Source organism: Pseudomonas sp. FW215-R2, from assembly GCF_058789255.1.
On record NZ_JBYTBO010000023.1, the window covers coordinates 1 to 18,863 of the forward strand.

An 18,863-nucleotide genomic window follows, 5' to 3' on the forward strand; every position below is an offset into this window, starting at 1 on the left:
GTAGGTCATCGTCAAGATTAAATTCCGAAACCCCAATTGCGAAAGCAGTTGGGGTTTTGTTTTGCCCGCAGGAAAGTGCTCAAAGGGCTTCCGACCGTCGCGATGGCAACCATTGGGGAAATCCTTCTGAAATGACCGCTCGGTTTTTGGTATGGTGCAGCTCGTTTTTTAACGGACTGATGTCACGCCCAAGGATCGGCGCTCAATTTTTTGTCAACGAGTTGCTGCAGAAATGCCTGAACCAATCCCCATCAAGGATCACGAAAAAGAGACGCGTCTGGTCAATAAACGGCTGGTCGCCTGTGCCTTGTTCGTCTTCGCGATCAGCTGTGCCCTGGTGGTGCGCCTGTACATCCTGCAAGTAGTTGAATTCGACTACCACTCGACCATCTCCGAAAACAACCGCGTCCATGTCCTGCCAATCCCGCCAACTCGCGGGTTGATTTACGACCGCAATGGCGTGCTGCTGGCCGACAACCGTCCCAGTTACAACCTGATCATCACCCGCGAACGTGCCACCGATGTGAATCAGGAGCTGAACGAAGTCATCAGCCTCCTGCACCTGCCAGCCGAAGATCGCACAGTGTTCGACAAGGCGATGAAGCAGTCGCGTCACCCGTTTACACCAGTAACGCTGTTCTATGAGTTGACCGAAGAACAGATCGCCGTACTCGCAGTCAACGAGTTCCGCCTGCCGGGCCTGGATGTCGAACCGCAGTTCGTCCGTAACTATCCGCTCGGGGCGCACTTCGCACACTCGATCGGCTACGTCGGACGCATCAACGAAAAAGAATCCAAGACCCTCGATTCGGTCGAATACCGTGGCACGCAGTCCATCGGCAAGACCGGCATCGAACGTTTCTACGAACCGCAACTGCACGGTCACGTCGGATACGAGGAAGTGGAGACCAACGCTCAGGGCCGCGTATTGCGGGTCCTGAAACACACCGATCCGATTCCTGGCAAAAACATTGTCCTGAGCCTCGACATCAAGCTCCAGGAAGCCGCCGAAGCCGCATTGGGTGATCGTCGTGGTTCGGTGGTTGCACTGGATCCATCGACCGGCGAAGTGCTGGCCATGGTCAGCAACCCGAGCTTCGACCCCAACCTGTTCGTGACCGGTATCAGCTCCAAGGAATACTCGGCGCTGCGTGACTCCATCGACCGGCCGCTGTTCAACCGCGTACTGCGCGGTTTGTACGCGCCCGGTTCGACGATCAAGCCTGAAGTGGCGATTGCCGGACTCGACGCCGGCGTGGTCACGCCTCAGACCCGCGTCTTCGACCCTGGCTACTACCAACTGCCGGACTTCGACCACAAGTACCGCAACTGGAACCACAGTGGCGACGGTTGGGTGGACATGGACGCAGCGATCATGCGTTCCAACGACACCTACTTCTACGACCTGGCGCACAAGCTCGGCATCGATCGCCTGCACGACTACATGGCAATGTTCGGCCTCGGCGAGAAAGTCTCGCTGGACATGTTCGAAGAGTCTCCCGGCCTGATGCCTTCCCAGGCCTGGAAGCGCGCCACCCGACGTCAGGCCTGGTTCCCCGGTGAGACGGTGATCCTCGGCATCGGCCAGGGCTACATGCAGGTCACGCCGCTGCAACTGGCTCAGGCCACTGCACTGATTGCCAACAAGGGGGTATGGAATCGTCCGCACCTGGCCAAGACTGTCGACGGTGTACCGCCGGTGGACGAGCACCCGATGCCGAACATCCTGCTCAAGGACCCCCGCGACTGGGAGCAGGTCAACCACGGCATGCAGATGGTGATGCATGATGCTCGGGGTATCGCCCGGGCATCGGCGGCCGGCGCTCAGTACCGCATCGCCGGCAAGAGTGGTACCGCGCAGGTGGTGGCGATCAAGCAGGGCGAGCGTTACAACCGCGAGAAAACCCTCGAGCGCCATCGTGACAACGCCTTGTTCGTCGGTTTTGCCCCGGCCGAACATCCGAAAATCGCCATCTCGGTGATGATCGAAAACGGCGAGGCCGGTGGCCGAGTCGCAGGTCCCGTGGTGCGGCAGATCATGGACGCCTGGCTACTCGACCAGGACGGTCACCTCAAGCCGCAATACGCGGCGCCGACCAAGGCACCGGGCGATCCTCACGTGTAATCCGCCACAGCTTCACAGCACAGGCTCACGCAAGCTGAGCATGTGCTGGAAGCTGTCGAGGAACACCGTTTCAGCCTGAGTCATCTTCTGTTCGCGATTCCACAGCAGCTGGATATCGAAATCCACCACCCCGTCCTCCGGCGGCAAGCGCCACAGCAAGCCCTGTTCGACATCTCGTCGAACCAGGTGAGTTGGCAAGCAACCAATCCCGAAGCCTGCACAGATCAGGCGGTAAATCTCTTCGAAACTGGTGGAAGAAGCGACGATCTTGCCGGTAAACCCCTGCTGGTCGCGAAACAGCGTCAACGGCGACAGATTACCGCCAAGCTGATCGCTGGTGAAGCTGACAAAGTTCTCAGCTGCCAACTGCTCCAGCGTCAGATTCTGCTGCCCGAACAGTCGATGCCGTTGTCCGCAAAAGTACGCGTAGCGCTCACGAAACAGTACCCGCTGCTCCAGCCGTGGCTGAGGCAGGCGACACAGTCCGACGCCGACCGTAGCAGTCTTTTGCAGCAGTGAACTGATGATGTTCGAGCTGCCCATCACCTCGACTTCCAGCTCGATTTTCGGGTGAGTTTCGTGGAAATCCGCAAGAAACTCGTCGTAATGCCGCGCCTGCACACCACTGACGGTGAGGATGCGGATCTTGCCGACAACGTCGTCATGACGATTCTCGACCACGGTGCCCAAACGGGAAATATCGCCGTAGATATCCGCCGCAATCCGCAGCACTTCCTCCCCGGTTTCCGTCAGATCAAAGCGCCGTCCGCTGCGCGCAATCAACACACAATCCAATTGTTCTTCGAGGCGTTTCAACGCCTGGCTGACCGCCGACTGGGTGATGTGCAGACGCGCAGCGGCGCGGCTCATGCTGCCTTCCTGACCGATCACCAGATACGTGCGCAGCAGGTTCCAGTCCAGCCGGTCATTGAGAAAACGCCGGCCGATCCAAGGATTCGAGGAAGAAGTCATGCAGTAGCCACGCTAATAGTAAAGATAAGTTTTTGAAAATTGACTAATCCTGTCACGGAAGCGATAAAGCCCACAAGCGCCACAGAGCGCGACCGTCAGCCGCCTCGACACCTGCCCAAAACTATAAATACACAGGGTTCTTGCATGCACACCACCGCTCAGCCGCGTCGCGCCGCGGCCGCTGCCTTCATTGGCACGACCATCGAATTCTATGATTTCTACATCTACGCCACCGCCGCCGCACTGGTGCTCGGGCAAGTGTTCTTTCCCAGCAACGACCCGGTGACCAGCACGCTCGCCGCGTTCGGCAGTTTCGCCGTCGGCTTCATCGCCCGCCCGATGGCCGGCATGGTGTTCGGCCATTTGGGCGATCGCCTCGGTCGCAAGAAAATGCTGCTGGTGACCATGGCGCTGATGGGCCTGGCCACCGCGGGCATCGGTCTGCTGCCGAGTTATGCCAGCGTTGGCATCTGGGCGCCGATCGGGTTGATCGTATTGCGCCTGATCCAGGGCATCTCCGTCGGTGGCGAGTGGGGTGGGGCGGTATTGATGGCCAGCGAACACGCACCGGCCAAACGCAAGACCTTCTATGCCTCGTTCGCCCAACTCGGCAGCCCGGCGGGTTTGCTGCTGGCGTTGATTGCATTCCGTCTGGTGACGTCGCTGTCGCCGGAAGACTTCCTCGCCTGGGGCTGGCGTCTGCCGTTTCTCGCCAGCGGTGTGCTGATGATGGTCGGCTTGATGATCCGTTCCGGTGTGCATGAATCGCCGGAGTTCGCCAAAGCCAGGGACAACAACGAAACCGCCCAATATCCAGTGAAGGATGTGATCCGCCAGTGCTGGCGACAGATCCTGTTCGCTGCTGCCGCCGTGACCATCGGTTCGGCCGGATTCTTTTTCACCAACACCTTCATGATCACCTACGTCACCCAATATCAGGGTATCCCGCGGGCGACCATTCTCGACTGCCTGTTTCTGGTGACGGTCATTCAATTGCTCTCGCAACCGCTGTCGGCGCTGCTCGCCGAGCGCATCGGCGAAGGGCGGTTCCTGATGCTGGTCGCGTTGCTGTGCATGGTCACGCCGTACCCGATGTTCCTGCTGGTTGGCACTCAGAACATCCTGCTGATGACTCTCGGCATCGCCGTCGCGGTGGTGATTCTCTCGGCTTTGTACGCGGTGATCGCCGGGTACATGACCCAGGCGTTCCCGGTGCACCTGCGCTACTCGGGCATTTCCATCGCCTACCAGTTGAGCTGCGCCTTGGCCGGCGGCACCACGCCGCTGATCGGCACGCTGCTCGCCAGCAAGTTTTCCGGGCAGTGGCTGCCGTTGGCGGTGTTCTTCACGCTGCTGTCCGCCCTGTCGCTGATCGGTGTCTGTGGCCTCGCACGCCTGCGGGCCAACCCGGTTGTTCTTCACACAAGCAAAGAGGTGTATTCGTGAGTAAACCCGCCCACATTGACCCGATCGAATGGCAAGCCCGCTGCGAGCTCGCCGCGCTGTACCGCTTGATCGCGCACTTTCGCATGACCGACCTGATCGACACCCACATCACCCTGCGGATTCCGGGGCCGGAGCATCATTTCCTGATCAACCGCTACGGGGTGATCTTCGACCGCATGCGTGCCTCCGATCTGGTGCGCATCGATCAGGACGGGCGCATTGTCGACCCTGAATACGCCGGGCATCGGGTCAACGCTGCCGGGTTCGTGATCCACTCGGCGATCCACATGGCGCGGCCGGATCTGAACTGCGTGATTCATACCCACACCGCTGCGGGTATGGCCGTCGCCGCGCAGAAGCAAGGTCTGCTGCCGATCAGTCAGCACGCGCTGAAGTTCTACGGAAAACTGGCGTATCACACCTACGAAGGCATCGCGTTGTCGCTGGATGAGCGCGAGCGCTTGATCGCCGATCTCGGTCCGCACCGGGCGATGATCCTGCGCAATCACGGCTTGCTGGTCGGCGGTTCCGGCGTGGCCCAGGCATTCCAGGAAATCCACTTTCTGGAGCGTGCCTGCCAGGCGCAAGTGCAAGCACTGGCCGGCGGTTGTGAGCTGCATTACCCGTCGCCGGAAGTCTGCGCCCACACCGCCGAGCAGTTTGACCGCGACGAGCAGGACAACATCATCGACCTGGCCTGGGAGGCTGCCTTGACCCTGATCGAATCCCAGCGCGAGTCCTATCTGTCATGAACACCGTTGCACTGATGTCACGCGACACGCTGTTGCTCAAACAATTGCAGGAAGCCTTTGCCCGCCGCGCGCCGCAGCTCTCGGCGGTGCTGGCCGACGATCCCCAAGCGGCGAATGCGCAGATCGCGGCGTGCTGGTTTCCGCTGCCGGGCAGCCTTGCCGCGTTGCCCAATCTGCAAGTGATTCACTCGGTTGCCGCCGGCATCGATCATTTGGAGCACGATCCGTCGTGCCCCGATTTGCCGGTGTGCCGGGTGGTCGATCCCGGCCATCGCCAAGGCATGACCGAGTACGTGCGCTGGGCGGTGATTCACTATCATCGCGGCTTCGATCAGGTGCTTGAGCAACAGCGCCAACAGCATTGGGAGCGACCGCTGCAACGCCCGGCCAGTCAATTCAGGATCGGTGTGATGGGGCTCGGTTCACTCGGCAGCGCAATTGCCCAAGACCTGGCCACCGCCGGTTACGACGTACGTGGCTGGGCGCGCAGCAGCAAGGATTTTCCGGGCGTGCAGACCTTCGCCGGCACCGATGCTTTCAACCCGTTTCTCGACGGCGTGGAGTTGCTGATCAACCTGTTGCCGCTGACTCACGAGACTCGCGGCATCCTCAATCGCCAGACCTTCGAACGGCTGGCCAACGGCGCGGCGCTGGTCAACGTCGGGCGCGGTGGGCATCTGAACATCGAAGATCTGCAACAGGCTCTGGCCCGTGGAAAACTGCGCGGTGCGCTGCTCGATGTCTTCGAGCAGGAACCGCTGCCCGCCGATCATCCGCTGTGGAAAACGCCGGGCGTGACCATCACCCCGCACATGGCTTCGGCGGCCTCCCACGATTGCATCGCCGAGCAGATTGCCGAGAACTTCCGCCGTTTGAATGCCGGTGAACCGCTGATCAACAGCGCGGATCGACTGCTCGGTTATTGATCCGCCAGGCAGGCTTGCAAGCGTTCGATGAACAGCGTTTCGGCACGGCTCATGCGCTGCTCGCGGTTCCACAGCAGATGAATGTCGACGTCGGCAATGCCCTCGTGAGGCGGCAGGCGCCAGAGCAATCCGGCCTCGACGTCCGCCGCCACCACGTGCTCCGGCAAACAACCGATACCGAACCCGGCGATCACCAGTCGGCGCACTTCCTCCAGGCTTGGCGATGAGGCAACGATGCGTCCGCTGAAACCTTGCTGATCACGAAAAATCGTCAGTGGCGAGAGCATCCCGCCAATCTGGTCGCTGGTAAAACTGACGAAATTCTCCCGCTGCAAATCGCCTTCGCCAATGTCCTGTCGACCGAACAGCGCGTGGTGCTTGCCACAGAAAAATGCATAGCGCTGACGCAGGAACAGGCGCTGTTCCAGACGCGGTTGCGGGCGGCGATTGAGGCTCAGGCCGAGGGTCGCGGTTTTCTCCTGAAGAGCGCTGACGATGTCCGAACTGCGCATCACATCAACCTCCAGATCGACCCGTGGATACTGCTGATGGAAGTCAGCGAGGAAGTCATCGAAGCGCTCGGAAAAGATCCGGCTGATGATCAGCAGCCGCACCTTGCCGATCACTTCGTCGGCCGGTTGCTCCAGCAGGCTGCTGACCTGGGACATCTGCCCATAGATCTCGCCCGCCAGTTCGAAGATTTGCTCGCCGACTTCGGTAAGGGCAAATCGCGGGCCGCGTCGAGCGATCAACTGGCGACCCAGTTGTTCCTCAAGACGCTTGAGCGCCTGGCTCACCGCCGGTTGGGTCAGGTGCAGGCGCGCGGCGGCGCGGCTGATGCTCAGCTCCTGGCCGATCACCCGAAAGGTGCGCAGCAGGTTCCAGTCGAGGCGGTCGTTGAGCAGGCGTTGCACATCACGTTCGGCCATGGCGGCTCTCGATTATAAGGTTTGGTAATAGTCGGAATAATAAATAGAAAATTGACTAATCATAGCCCCGGGACGATAAATCACCCCACGACAGGCGCCGTCAGAGCGCCTCGGATTGACCGTTTCCCTCCTGCCAGAAAAACAATCAAAGGAGCCCGACCCATGAAGCCTCACGCTTCGAACCAGCCGCGCCGTGCGGCGGCCGCTGCTTTCATCGGCACCATGATCGAGTGGTACGACTTTTACATTTACGCCACCGCCGCCGCACTGGTCTTCGGTGCGCTGTTCTTTCCTTCCGACGATCCACTGTTCAGCACCATGGCTGCGTTCGGCACCTTCGCCGTGGGCTTCTTTGCCCGGCCGTTGGGCGGGATCATCTTCGGTCATATCGGCGATCGCATCGGCCGCAAGAAATCGCTGATCATCACCTTGCTGATGATGGGCGTGGTCACGGTGTGCATCGGTCTGCTGCCGACCTACGCGCAGATCGGCGCGACGGCGCCGGTGCTGCTGATTCTGTTGCGCATCGTCCAGGGGATTGCCGTTGGTGGCGAGTGGGGCGGGGCGGTGTTGATGGCTGGCGAGCACGCGCCGAAGGGCCGGCGTAATTTCTTCGCGTCATTCGCGCAACTGGGCAGCCCGGCGGGGTTGATTCTGTCGCTGCTGGCCTTCAGTGCCGTGACCCGTTTGCCGGAAGAGGATCTGATGAGCTGGGGCTGGCGCCTGCCGTTCCTCGCCAGTGCGTTGTTGCTGCTGGTGGGCCTGGCGATTCGTCTGGGCGTGAACGAGTCACCGGAATTCCTCGCCAGCCGCGAGCAGGCCAGCAAGCAAATCAAGAAAGAGCAGGCGCCGGTAATGGAAGTCCTGCGCACCGCGTGGCGTCCGCTGTTGCTGTGCATCGGCGCCAACACGCTGGGCATTGCCGGGGTGTATTTCACCAACACCTTCATGATCGCCTACACCACTCAGCAACTGGCGCTGCCACGTTCGCTGATTCTCGAATGCCTGTTCTTCGTCGCGATCATCCAGTTCTGCATTCAGCCGCTGGCCGCGTGGACGGCGGAGAAGATCGGCGCGACGCGTTTCCTGTGTCTCGTGTCGTTGCTGGCGATGGCCTCGCCATATCCGATGTTTGTGCTGGTCAGTTCGGCCCAGGCGCCGCTGATCATCCTCGGCATCGCGCTGGCGGTGGTGTGCATGGCGTCGTTCTACGCGGTGATCGCCGGTTACGTCAGCGGCATGTTCGAGACCCGCGTGCGCTACACCGCAATCTCGCTCGCCTATCAGATCTGCGGCGCGGTGGCCGGTGGGCTGACGCCGTTGATCGGCACGCTGCTGGCGCACAGGTTCACGGGGCAATGGTGGCCGATGGCGGTGTTCTACAGCCTGATCGCCGGCATTTCGCTGGTCTGCGTGCTGTCCCTCGCCCGTCGTCACGCCAGTGCCCATCGCGCGGAAATGGCCCGTGCCTAACCCGGAATTTCAGGAGAACCTCATGTTGAAGATCAATGGCGAACGCCTGTGGGCGAGCCTGATGGCCATGGCCGAAATCGGTGCGACAGCCCGGGGCGGCAGCTGCCGTCTGGCATTGAGCGCCGAAGACAAGGCCGGCCGCGAACTGTTCGCCCACTGGTGCCGGGAAGCCGGCATGACCTTGAGCGTGGACGCCATCGGCAACCTGTTCGCTCGCCGCGCCGGCACCGATCCGGACGCTGCACCGGTGATGATGGGCAGCCACCTCGACACCCAGCCCGAAGGCGGGCGTTTCGACGGCGTCTACGGCGTGCTCGCCGGGCTGGAAGTGGTGCGTTGCCTCAACGACCTGAACATCCAGACTCGCAAACCGCTGGAAGTGGCGGTGTGGACCAACGAAGAAGGTGCGCGCTTTACCCCGGCCATGTTCGGCTCGGCAGTGTTCACCGGGATCATGGAGCTGAACGCCGCGCTGGCGGTGCGCGATGTCGATGGCATCAGCGTTGCCGAGGCCTTGCAGCGTACCGGTTACGCCGGTGAGCGTCCGTTGGGCGGCGCGGTGGATGCCTATTTTGAAGCGCATATCGAGCAGGGTCCGATCCTTGAAGACAACGCCAAGAGCATCGGCGTGGTCACGGGCGGTCAGGCGATCCGCTGGCTCGACGTGCGTGTCGAAGGTATGGCCGCTCACGCTGGCACCACGCCGATGCCGCTGCGCAAGGACGCCTTGTACGGCGTGGCGCGGATGATTCAGGCGATTGAAGGTCTGGCCGCAGATTTTGCCCCCGAAGGCCTGACCACCGTCGGTGAGTTGAACATCAACAAATCCTCGCGCAACACCATTCCGGGGCTGGTGAATTTCACCGTCGATCTGCGTCATCACCGCGACGACGCCATCGCCGCCATGGAGCAACAAGTCCGCGCCCGCTTGCAGGCGATCGCCGACGGTCGTGGCCTGAACCTGACGATTACCCCGCACTGGATCAGCCCGGCCACCCCGTTCGACGCCGAATGTGTGGCGGCCGTGCAGGAGGCGGTGGATGCGCTGGGCTACGCTCAGCAGTCGATTGTCAGCGGTGCCGGGCATGACGCGATTCACCTGGCGCGCTACTGCCCGACGGCGATGGTGTTCATCCCGTGCGTCGGTGGCTTGAGCCATAACGAAGCCGAAGACGTGCTGCCCGAAGACGTGAAGCAGGGCACCGACGTATTGCTGAACGCCGTGCTGGCCCGCGCCGGTCGAATCGAACAGGGAGTCTGAACCATGCGCAGTTTTTTTCACCCCGAACAATTGCTTCACCATCCACGCAGCTATTACTCGCGCGGGCAGATGCGCACGCCGCAGGAAGTCCCCGAGCGTGCGCAACGTCTGGTGCAGGCCGCCCTTAATTTGGGCTTCAGTGTCGAGCAGCCTGTCGATGCCGGCCTCGCACCGTTGCTGGCGGTGCATGGCGCGCCGTATCTGACCTTTCTTCAGGAAGCCCACGCACGCTGGAAAGAAATCCCCGAAGACTGGGGCGATGAAGTGATGTCGAACATCTTCGTCCGCGAACCCAACGCCTTGCGCGGCATCCTCGCCCAGGCTGCGCGCTATCTGGCGGATGGCAGTTGCCCGGTCGGCGAACAGACCTGGCGCTCGGCTTATTGGTCGGCGCAAAGCGCGGTGGCCGGGGCTCAGGCGTTGATCGATGGTGAGCCGGCGGCCTACGCTTTGTGCCGTCCACCGGGGCACCATGCCCGGGCCGAAGCGGCGGGTGGTTTCTGCTACGTGAACAACGCGGCGGTGGCGGCTCAGGTGCTGCGCGACAAATTCGGCAAAGTCGCGGTGCTCGACACCGACATGCACCACGGCCAGGGCATTCAGGAGATTTTCTACGACCGTGATGACGTGCTTTACGTCTCGGTGCATGGCGATCCGACCAATTTCTATCCGGGTGTTGCCGGGTTTGCCGACGAGCGCGGCAGCGGCGCGGGGGAGGGCTTCAACCTCAACCTGCCGATGGCCCACGGTTCAAGCGAAGCGGACTTCCTCGGGCAACTGGACGTCGCATTGAACGCGGTGCGCGAGTTCGGCGCCGAGGTGCTGGTGCTGTCGCTGGGCTTCGATATCTATGAGCTGGACCCGCAAAGCAAAGTCGCCGTGACCCGGGAAGGCTTTGCGGCATTGGGTGAGCGGATCCGCAGCCTGGGCCTGCCATGCCTGATCGTGCAGGAAGGCGGCTATCACCTGGAAAGTCTCGAAGACAACGCCCGGGCGTTTTTCGTGAATGGCGAGGTGTGGCAGCGCTGAGACAATCCACCTGATGAAGTGCCCTGTGGTGCTTGCCATCGCCCTGACGTTAACGTAAACATTGGCGTCAGGGCGCTGAAGTAAAAAAGCGCAAAGCGGACCGCTCCGGAGCGCTTGATGACTCTAATAAAAACAACCGATCCCAAGTCTCACCACGAAGCCCGGCTGGCCCGGGAAAAACTCCATCTCGAAGGGCAGGTCCCGGATGGCGTGTTGCGTGCGGAGATCGATGCTTCGTGGCGGCGCAGCCTGAACCACGGCGTGCATTTCAATGGCAAGCATGAGCTGGCGCTGGAATCGAGCGCGAGTCTCGATGTCTTGCTGGCGAGCAATCGCCTGCTGATCGATGCGGCGATACCGGCCATCGATTACCTGGCCGAGCGTCAGGGCAAGGAAGGTCTGATCATCCTCGCCAATTCCGACGCCACCATCCTCGCCGTCGAAGGGCGTGCCGATCGGCTCAAGGGCAGCGGTTTGCAAGACATCACCCTCGGCGCCTGCTGGAGCGAAGCCGCCCGCGGCACCAACGCCCTCGGTACGGCGCTGGTGGAAGCGCGGCCGACGCTGATCGATTGCGGCGAGCATTACCTCGATCGCCTCACGGATTTTTCCTGCACCTCGGTGCCGATCCATTGCCCTCAGGGCGAAATTCTCGGCGTCCTCGACCTGACCCGCGAAGGCCCTCTCGGCCGCGTCCATGACAGCACCGCGCTGCTGAGCATGGCGGTCAGCCAGATCGAGAGCCGGGTGTTCAACAACAGTTTTCCCGATCAGATTGTCCTCGCCTTCCACAGTCGCCGGCAGTATCTGGAGTCGCCGTGGCAAGGCTTGTTGGCGGTCAGTCTCGGCGGGCAGATTCTGGCGGTCAGTGCCCAGGCCTGCCAGTTGTTGCGGGCCGAGCGTTCGGCATTGGTTGGCAAGCGCTGCGAAGAGTTTCTCGGGGTCGATGGCGTGCAATTGCTGACCCGCCTGCAACAGGGCGGCGTCGGCAGTGTGCAGACCGCCAAGGGCGAATTTTTCTACAAGACCCTGCGGGCCCCGGCGCGCTCGGTCAACCTCGGCGGGCCGCCACGCAGCGTGGCGAAAACCGCCAAACCGCAACCGGATCTGGAAGCACTGGCCGGCAACAATGCCCGCTACGCCCGCGCCCTGCGCATGGCTCGCCAAGGCCTGGCCAATGAGCTGCCGGTGCTGTTGCTCGGCGAAACCGGCACCGGTAAAGAGGTGATCGCCCGTGCCCTGCACCTGGCCGGCCGCCGTAGCGACAAACCCTTTGTGGCCGTGAACTGCGCGGCAATTCCCGAAGGCCTGATCGAGTCAGAACTGTTCGGCTACCGCGAAGGCGCGTTCACCGGATCGCGCCGCGGCGGCATGATCGGACGCCTGCAACAGGCCCACGGCGGCACGTTGTTCCTCGATGAAATCGGCGACATGCCGCTGGCCTTGCAGGCGCGTTTGCTGCGAGTTTTGCAGGATCGCAAGGTCGCGCCGCTGGGTGCCGGGGAAGAGCAGGACATCGACGTCGCACTGATCTGCGCCACCCACCGCGACCTCAAGCGCCAGGTCGAGGACAAGCAATTTCGCGAGGATCTGTTCTACCGGGTCAACGGCATCAGCGTGATGCTCCCGGCCTTGCGCGAGCGCGAGGACTTCAGTGCGCTGGTCGCTCGTCTGCTGAGCAAACTCGATGCGCCGAATGCTGTTCTGCACGACGACCTCAATCGCCTGCTCGGCGCGTATCACTGGCCGGGCAACATTCGCCAACTGGAGATGGTCCTGCGCACCGCCCTGGCCATGCGCGAGCCGGGGGAAACCGTGCTGACCCTCGATCACCTGCCCGACAGCATGCTCGACGAACTCTGCGCCACCGAGAAACCCCAGACCGGCAGCATTCGCGAAAACGAACTGGAGATGATCCGCCAGTCCCTCGACACCCATCAGGGCAATGTCTCGGCCGCCGCCGACGCCCTCGGTATCAGCCGCGCGACCCTGTATCGCAAACTCAAACAGTTGCGCTCGTGATGCAGCGCCTGTTCGTGCGGCTGATCGACAGCCAGAACCCCGCCGCGCTGCAAGCGGCGCTGCGCTGGTTGTACGGTTTCGTGCGGCCGCAGCGGTTGGCGATTGCCGGCCTGCTCGGTCTGTCGGTATGCGCGTCGCTGCTGGTGCTGGTGCAGCCGTGGCTGATCAAACTGCTGATCGATGACGGGCTGCTGGCGCGGAACTTCCCGATGCTGGTGCTGATTGCGGTGCTGATGATCATCGCCGGGTTGCTCGGCACGGCGCTGTCGGGGATCAACCGTTATCTGCACACGCGGCTGTCCGGGCGGATCCTGTTTGCCCTGCGCGACGACCTTTACCGGCATCTGCAAAAACTGTCGCCGAGTTTCTACGGGCAGCGGCGGATCGGCGATCTGATGTCGCGGCTCGACGGCGATGTGGCAGAGATTCAGCGCTTTGCCGTGGACTCGTTGTTCTCGGCGGTATCGAGTGTGATCGGCCTGGTGGTGGCGATCGCCATGCTGTTCACGCTGTCGTGGAAACTGTCATTGCTGGCGCTGGTGCTGATCCCGCTCGACGTGCTGTGGCTGCGCTGGATGCGGCGCAAGGTCGAGCGCGATGTGCGGCAGTTGCGCGAGCGTTCGGCGGACATGTCGTCGTTCATGGTCGAGACCCTGCCGGTGATGAAATTCATCCAGTCCGCCGGCCAGCAGCAGCGTGAAGCACGGCGTCTGGAAAGCCTCGGGCAGGGCTACATGAACCAGTTGCTGCGCCTGCAAGTCACCGAGTTTTTTACCCAGGCTGTGCCCGGCACGTTGACGTCGCTGTCCCGTGCCTGCGCGTTTTTGATCGGCGGTTATTGGGTGGTGCAGGGCACTTGGCAACTCGGTGCGCTGATCGCGTTTTCCACTTATCTGGGGATGGCGGTCGGGCCGGTGCAGAGCCTGTTGGGGTTGTACGTGGCGATCCAGCGCATGACCGTCAGTCTGGGGCGGGTCATGGAGTTGCGCGGCGAAGAGCCCACGGTGTTTTCTCCAGCCATGCCGAAGCCGTTTCCAACTTCGGGTGAGTTGCGTTTTGACGCGGTGCACTTCAGCCATCCGGGTCGTCCGAGCACGTTGAGCGGCATCGAGGCGACGATTCCCTACGGTTTGAAAGTCGCCTTGAGCGGCGGATCCGGCGTCGGCAAATCAACGCTGATCGACCTGCTGCAACGGCATCACGATCCGCAGTCCGGGCGAGTGCTGCTCGGTGAGGTGGATCTGCGTGAACTTGAACTGTTCGAGCTGCGCCGACGTATCGCCGTGGTCAGTCAGGACATCGTGCTGTTTCGCGGCAGCCTCGCCGACAACCTGGCTTACGCCGTGCCGGACGCCAGCCGCGAAGCCATCGCCGAGGTTGCACGGTTGGCGCAACTCGACAGCCTGATCGCATCGTTGCCCGAAGGCCTCGACAGCCCATTGGGCGAGCGCGGTCAGCAATTGTCCGGTGGGCAGAAACAGCGCATCGCGATTGCCCGGGCGCTGTTGCAGGATCCGTTGATTCTGGTGCTCGACGAAGCCACTTCGGCCGTCGACGAATCGACCGAGCGTGAAGTGATCGAAGCCATCGACCGTTTGTTTGCCGGGCGCACACGGATCCTCATCAGCCATCGTCCGTCGACCCTGGCCGATGCCGATCTGCGTTTCGAGTTGCTCGACGGTGTGCTCATTTCGAAAACGGTGCTGCATGAAGCCTGAATTGCGTATCGGTGTGGTCGACAGCGGACACTCGGCGGCGCAACGGGTGCAGGTGATTGCCGGGCGGCGTTTCTCGTTGCTGGAGGACGGACTGGCGGAATCGGATCTGCGCGACGATCCGCTTGGCCATGGCAGCGCGGTGATCGAGGCGATCAGCCGCCGCGCACCCGTCGCGCAGATGTGTGTGGCCCAGGTGTTTGATCAGCGCGGTGTCACCAGTGCCTTGCAGATTTCTGCGGCCATCGATTGGCTGGTCGCGCAGGACGTACGACTGATCAATCTGAGCCTGGGTTTGCGTCAGGATCGCAGCCTGTTGCGCGAGGCCTGCGCAGCGGCGGTGGCCCGTGGTGTTCTGTTGTGTGCGTCGAGTCCGGCGCAGGGCGCAGCGGTGTTTCCGGCGAGTTATCCGCAAGTGCTGCGGGTGACCGGCGATGCCCGTTGCACCGATGAACAATGGTCATGGCTCGACAGTGCGCAGGCGGATTTTGCCGCGTGTGTGCATGGCACCTATCCGGGGCAGTCCGGGGCAAGCCTGGGCTGTGCAGCGTTGAGCGGTCACATCGCCGGCTATCTGCTGGAGCATCCGCAGGCGAGCAACGCTGAAGTGATCGATTGGCTAAAACAGCACGCTCGTTATCGCGGCCCTGAACGGCGTTTCGGCCCATGACTGCGATCCTGATTCTCGGTGCCGGGCCGGCTGGCGCGGCGGTTGCGTTGGGGTTGCGACGACTGGGTTATGACGTGACCTTGGCCAGTGAATGGCGGCGGTTCGCAGCGCTCGAAGGTGTCTCGCAGCGGGTGCTGGAGGCGTTGCGCGGTGCCGGGTTGAATCATTCTTTGGCGAATGCCACGTTGCCGTCCCAGCGACAGGTTTCATGGAACGGCCAGCAACATGCACAGAACATCGAGTTTCTGCTGGATCGCCCGGCCTTTGATCGTGGTTTGCGTGAAGACCTGCGGGTCGCCGGGGTCGAGGTGATTGAAGGGCGAATCCTGAATGTTCAGTCCTCGGCCGACGGCCATCAGGTAGAACTCGATGACGGGCAGAGGCTGGCTGCGGATTTCCTGGTGGAAGCCCGGGGGCGGCAGGCGCCGGCGTCCGGCAAAGGCTTGCGCGGGCCAGAGACGGTCAGCCTGCTCAATCGCTGGCAAGGTGCGTCGGGTGTGACGGCCAGCGCCGTGGAAAGTCTTGAAGACGGCTGGGCGTGGATGGCCCGGCGGGACGACGGCCAATGTTATTGGCAATGGACCGTGGACGTGGCCAGCGCCGGGTTGCCAGGCAAGGCGCAGTTGCTCGATCACTGCCGCGCGCGGCGTCAGGCTTCGGATTTTGCTCAAGCGTTCTTTGCTGGCGGCGTGGAGTCGGAGTTGCAACTGCACGCCCGCAGCAGCACGGCGATTCTCGCGCCACAGGTTTGCGGTGAAAACTGGATTCGCGTCGGCGATGCAGCGATGGCGGTGGACCCGCTGTCCGGCAACGGGATTTTTCAGTCGCTGTCCTCGGCGTTGCAGGCGCCGGTGGTGATCAACACGCTGTTGCGCAAACCGGAACGGGCAGCACTGGCTCAACGTTTTCACTGTCAGCGAGTGGAGCAATTGTTCCTGCGCTTTGCGCGAATCGGCCGGGACTTTTATGCCGATGAACAGCGTTGGCTCGATCAACCGTTCTGGCAGGCGCGGCGGCAATGGCCGGACGCTGAAGCGGCCCATGCGTCAGCGGATTTTGCCGCGCTGCGCATCGAGCGGATGCCGGTACTGCGTGACGGTTTTGTCGATGAGGCCGAGGTGGTGATTACGGCGGATCAGCCGCTGGGGATCTGGCATGTGCAAGGTGTAGAGCTGGCGCCGCTGGTGCGGCGGTTGCGCGATGAACCGGCGGATCGGGTGTTTGCGGGGCTGACGCTTGAGCAGGGACGCGCCGTTCGCGGGTGGCTGTTGGCTCAGGGGTTCAAGCCCTGAGCCGTGAGCGCAGTCATTACAACTTGATCAACACCGACTTCAACTCGGTGTAATGCTCGATCGCCGCATACCCCATCTCGCGTCCGACCCCGGACATCTTGTAGCCGCCAAACGGCAGCGCCGGATCCAGCGCGCTGTGGCAGTTGACCCACACCGACCCCGATTTGATCCGTGGAATCATCCGGTGCACCGCCGCCAGGTCGTTCGACCAGATGCTCGCGCCCAAGCCGTAAGGGCTGTCATTGGCCATGCGCAGTGCATCGGCTTCGTCATCGAACGGAATCGCCACCAGCACCGGCCCGAAGATTTCTTCCTGCACCAGCGAATGCTGCTGATCGACATCGACAATCACCGTCGGTTTGACGAAGAACCCCGGCCCGAATTGCTCGCCGCCGCAGGCGATGGTCGCGCCGCTTTCCCGGCCCATTTCGATGTAGCGATAGACCCGTTCCTGCTGGCGCGCGGAAATCAGCGGGCCCATCTCCACGCTCGGGTCGAGGCCGTTGCCGAGTTTCATGGCATTGGCGATGTCGCTGATGTCGGCCACCACATTGTCGAAATGCTTGCGCTGCACATACAGCCTGGAGCCTGCGCAGCAGACCTGGCCCTGGTTGAAGAAAATCGCACTGGCCGCACCCGCCGCAGCGGTTTTCAAGTCGGCATCGGCCATGACGATGGTCGGTGATTTGCCGCCCAGTTCCAGGGTGACACGGGTCATCGAGTCCATGGCGATCTTGCCGATTTGCTTGCCGACGGCGGTGGAGCCTGTGAAGGTCAGTTTGTCGACCAGCGGGTTGTGGGTCAGGGCGGAACCGGCCGTGATGCCGGTGCCGGTGACCACGTTGAACACGCCTTCCGGGTAACCCGCCTCCAGCACCAGCTCTGCCAGTTTCAGCGCGGTCAGCGGGGTTTCGTCGGCCGGTTTGAGCACCACGGTGCAACCGGTGGCCAGCGCCGGGCCGAGTTTCCAGCAGGCCAGCAGCAGCGGAAAATTCCAGGCGACGATGGCGCCGACCACGCCCACCGCTTCGCGGCGAATGAAACTGTGGAACTGATCGCCGGGCATCAGCGGCAGCGACACCTCGACGCTGGAACCCTCGATCTTGGTCGCCCAGCCGGCCATGTAACGCAGGAAGTCGATGGCCAGTTGCACGTCCATCACTTGCGCCACCGCCGCGCTCTTGCCGTTGTTCAGGCATTCGAGTTGCGCCAGCTGTTCGGCGTCGCGCTGCATGAGGTCGGCGAGTTTCCACAACAGGTTCTGCCGCTCACGCGGGCGGGTGCGACTCCAGGCCGAATCATCGAAGGCTTGCCGGGCGGCGAGCACCGCGCGGTCGACATCTTCCGGGGTGGCGCGAGGCACCACGCACAACACTTCGCCAGTGGCCGGGTTGTGCAGCGGCATGGTCTGGCCGTCGGCGGCTTCGACCCAGTCGCCGCCGATCAGCATGCGCGGCGGGCGCTGGATGAAAGCCGAGGTGGCAGGAAGCAGATAGGGCAGGGGCATGGTGAAGACCTCTTGTTGTTCGTTGTCGTTGAACAGGTCTTGGCAATGGCTGTGCCAGATACTCGAACGTGCTGCGCAGGCCCGCCGTGCAAGGAGATGGAGGGGGAAAAGGGGGCTTTGTGGAGTTCAGGTTGTCGCATTTCGCGACAGCGGCTGAGACTCAAGATACTGATTTCCAGTGGTTTGAGGCGCTGACTGACAGCAGCATCGGGCCTTCAATCAATGATGGCAAAGTGGAATTTCATCAAGGGATAGCGTATTTAATGCCGCTTTATTGAGAGGCCTGTGGGGGCATTGATGCGAGTTGGCAACATTTTACGTTCTGCGGCGCTTTTGCTGGCGGGATTGACGCTGTCGGGATGCATCCACTTCACCCATGAAAGTGCAGAAGGCAAGCCTGTTTCGGATATCGCCACGATCAATCAGATCAACCCGGCGTTAACGATCGTCAGAGTCGATGGTGAAGGCACCTGGTTCTGGTTGAGCCGGCAGTCCCAATACTTCATCGGCCCGGGCATCCATCGCATCGAGGTACGCAGAGAACTTTCCCAGCAGAGCTATACCGGGACGGTGGAAAGAACCGTGGAGCTTGCAGCGGGCCGTACCTATGGGCTTGATGGCAAGACCGGATACGGTCGGTGGGATTTCGAGGTCCGCGATATCGAAACGGGACAGCGGGTTGACAAGCCTGTCCCGGAGACGGCTGCTCAGTAATTGAACCCGACCCTGCGGCCTGTTTACCGC

15 protein-coding genes are annotated in these 18,863 nt (G+C 62.1%); 12 read left to right on the forward strand and 3 right to left on the reverse strand.

The features are described from left to right. Positions 1-232 precede the first annotated feature (232 nt). Positions 233-2,125 (forward strand): penicillin-binding protein 2, encoded by a 1,893-nt coding sequence (mrdA, locus tag AC3WRD_RS25100; protein ID WP_102621868.1) that lies wholly within the window; start codon positions 233-235, stop codon positions 2,123-2,125. A gap of 12 nt (positions 2,126-2,137) precedes the next feature. Here mrdA and AC3WRD_RS25105 read toward each other — a convergent pair whose 3' ends face one another. After that, the gene (locus AC3WRD_RS25105) at positions 2,138-3,097 is read right to left on the reverse strand and encodes a LysR family transcriptional regulator (RefSeq protein WP_102621867.1); all 960 of its coding nucleotides are present in this window, start codon (positions 3,095-3,097) and stop codon (positions 2,138-2,140) included. 144 nt (positions 3,098-3,241) lie between these two features. Here AC3WRD_RS25105 and AC3WRD_RS25110 point away from each other — a divergent pair, with 144 nt between their 5' ends. Genes AC3WRD_RS25110 through AC3WRD_RS25120 form a run of 3 tightly spaced genes read left to right on the forward strand, consistent with a single transcriptional unit; the run spans position 3,242 to position 6,221 of the window. Further along, positions 3,242-4,543, forward strand: a complete 1,302-nt coding sequence (locus tag AC3WRD_RS25110; RefSeq protein ID WP_102621866.1) for an MFS transporter — start codon at positions 3,242-3,244, stop codon at positions 4,541-4,543. Then, positions 4,540-5,295 carry a class II aldolase/adducin family protein gene (locus tag AC3WRD_RS25115; RefSeq protein ID WP_096822115.1) on the forward strand — a complete coding sequence of 252 codons (756 nt, stop codon included), beginning with the start codon at positions 4,540-4,542 and terminating at the stop codon, positions 5,293-5,295. The genes AC3WRD_RS25110 and AC3WRD_RS25115 overlap by 4 nt, the downstream gene beginning before the upstream one ends. After that, positions 5,292-6,221 (forward strand): 2-hydroxyacid dehydrogenase, encoded by a 930-nt coding sequence (locus AC3WRD_RS25120; RefSeq protein WP_102621865.1) that lies wholly within the window; start codon positions 5,292-5,294, stop codon positions 6,219-6,221. Before AC3WRD_RS25115 ends, AC3WRD_RS25120 begins: the two co-directional genes overlap by 4 nt. Here the strand turns inward: AC3WRD_RS25120 and AC3WRD_RS25125 are convergent. Further along, the gene (locus tag AC3WRD_RS25125; protein WP_102621864.1) at positions 6,215-7,150 is read right to left on the reverse strand and encodes a LysR family transcriptional regulator; all 936 of its coding nucleotides are present in this window, start codon (positions 7,148-7,150) and stop codon (positions 6,215-6,217) included. The genes AC3WRD_RS25120 and AC3WRD_RS25125 overlap by 7 nt on opposite strands. Positions 7,151-7,312: 162 nt before the next feature. On the opposite strand from AC3WRD_RS25125, the gene AC3WRD_RS25130 reads away from it, so the two are divergent. The 7 genes from AC3WRD_RS25130 (at position 7,313) to qhpG (ending at position 16,612) form a co-directional block, all read left to right on the forward strand. Then, entirely contained in the window at positions 7,313-8,623 is a 1,311-nt protein-coding gene (locus AC3WRD_RS25130; protein WP_102621863.1) for an MFS transporter, read from the forward strand. Between the two features lie 22 nt (positions 8,624-8,645). Beyond that, positions 8,646-9,884: a Zn-dependent hydrolase gene (locus AC3WRD_RS25135; RefSeq protein ID WP_102621862.1), complete on the forward strand. Its 1,239-nt coding sequence runs from the start codon at positions 8,646-8,648 to the stop codon at positions 9,882-9,884. A 3-nt stretch (positions 9,885-9,887) separates the two neighbouring features. Then, a complete protein-coding gene (locus AC3WRD_RS25140) occupies positions 9,888-10,913 on the forward strand; it encodes a histone deacetylase family protein (protein WP_102621861.1) in 1,026 nt (341 codons plus the stop codon). Between the two features lie 117 nt (positions 10,914-11,030). Continuing rightward, on the forward strand, positions 11,031-12,935 hold the full coding sequence (locus AC3WRD_RS25145) for a sigma-54-dependent Fis family transcriptional regulator (RefSeq protein ID WP_102621860.1): 1,905 nt from the start codon (positions 11,031-11,033) through the stop codon (positions 12,933-12,935). Next, positions 12,935-14,653 (forward strand): ABC transporter ATP-binding protein, encoded by a 1,719-nt coding sequence (locus AC3WRD_RS25150; protein WP_102621859.1) that lies wholly within the window; start codon positions 12,935-12,937, stop codon positions 14,651-14,653. Before AC3WRD_RS25145 ends, AC3WRD_RS25150 begins: the two co-directional genes overlap by 1 nt. Beyond that, on the forward strand, positions 14,643-15,320 hold the full coding sequence (gene qhpE, locus AC3WRD_RS25155) for a subtilisin-like serine protease QhpE (protein WP_102621858.1): 678 nt from the start codon (positions 14,643-14,645) through the stop codon (positions 15,318-15,320). The genes AC3WRD_RS25150 and qhpE overlap by 11 nt, the downstream gene beginning before the upstream one ends. Next, on the forward strand, positions 15,317-16,612 hold the full coding sequence (gene qhpG / locus AC3WRD_RS25160; RefSeq protein ID WP_102621857.1) for a flavin-dependent monooxygenase QhpG: 1,296 nt from the start codon (positions 15,317-15,319) through the stop codon (positions 16,610-16,612). The genes qhpE and qhpG overlap by 4 nt, the downstream gene beginning before the upstream one ends. Positions 16,613-16,628: 16 nt before the next feature. Here the strand turns inward: qhpG and AC3WRD_RS25165 are convergent, their stop codons facing one another. Further along, complete coding sequence (locus tag AC3WRD_RS25165) at positions 16,629-18,119, reverse strand: aldehyde dehydrogenase family protein (protein WP_096822106.1); 1,491 nt, start codon at positions 18,117-18,119, stop codon at positions 16,629-16,631. 285 nt (positions 18,120-18,404) lie between these two features. On the opposite strand from AC3WRD_RS25165, the gene AC3WRD_RS25170 reads away from it, so the two are divergent. Next, positions 18,405-18,833: a hypothetical protein gene (locus AC3WRD_RS25170; protein WP_085713120.1), complete on the forward strand. Its 429-nt coding sequence runs from the start codon at positions 18,405-18,407 to the stop codon at positions 18,831-18,833. Positions 18,834-18,863: the final 30 nt, after the last annotated feature.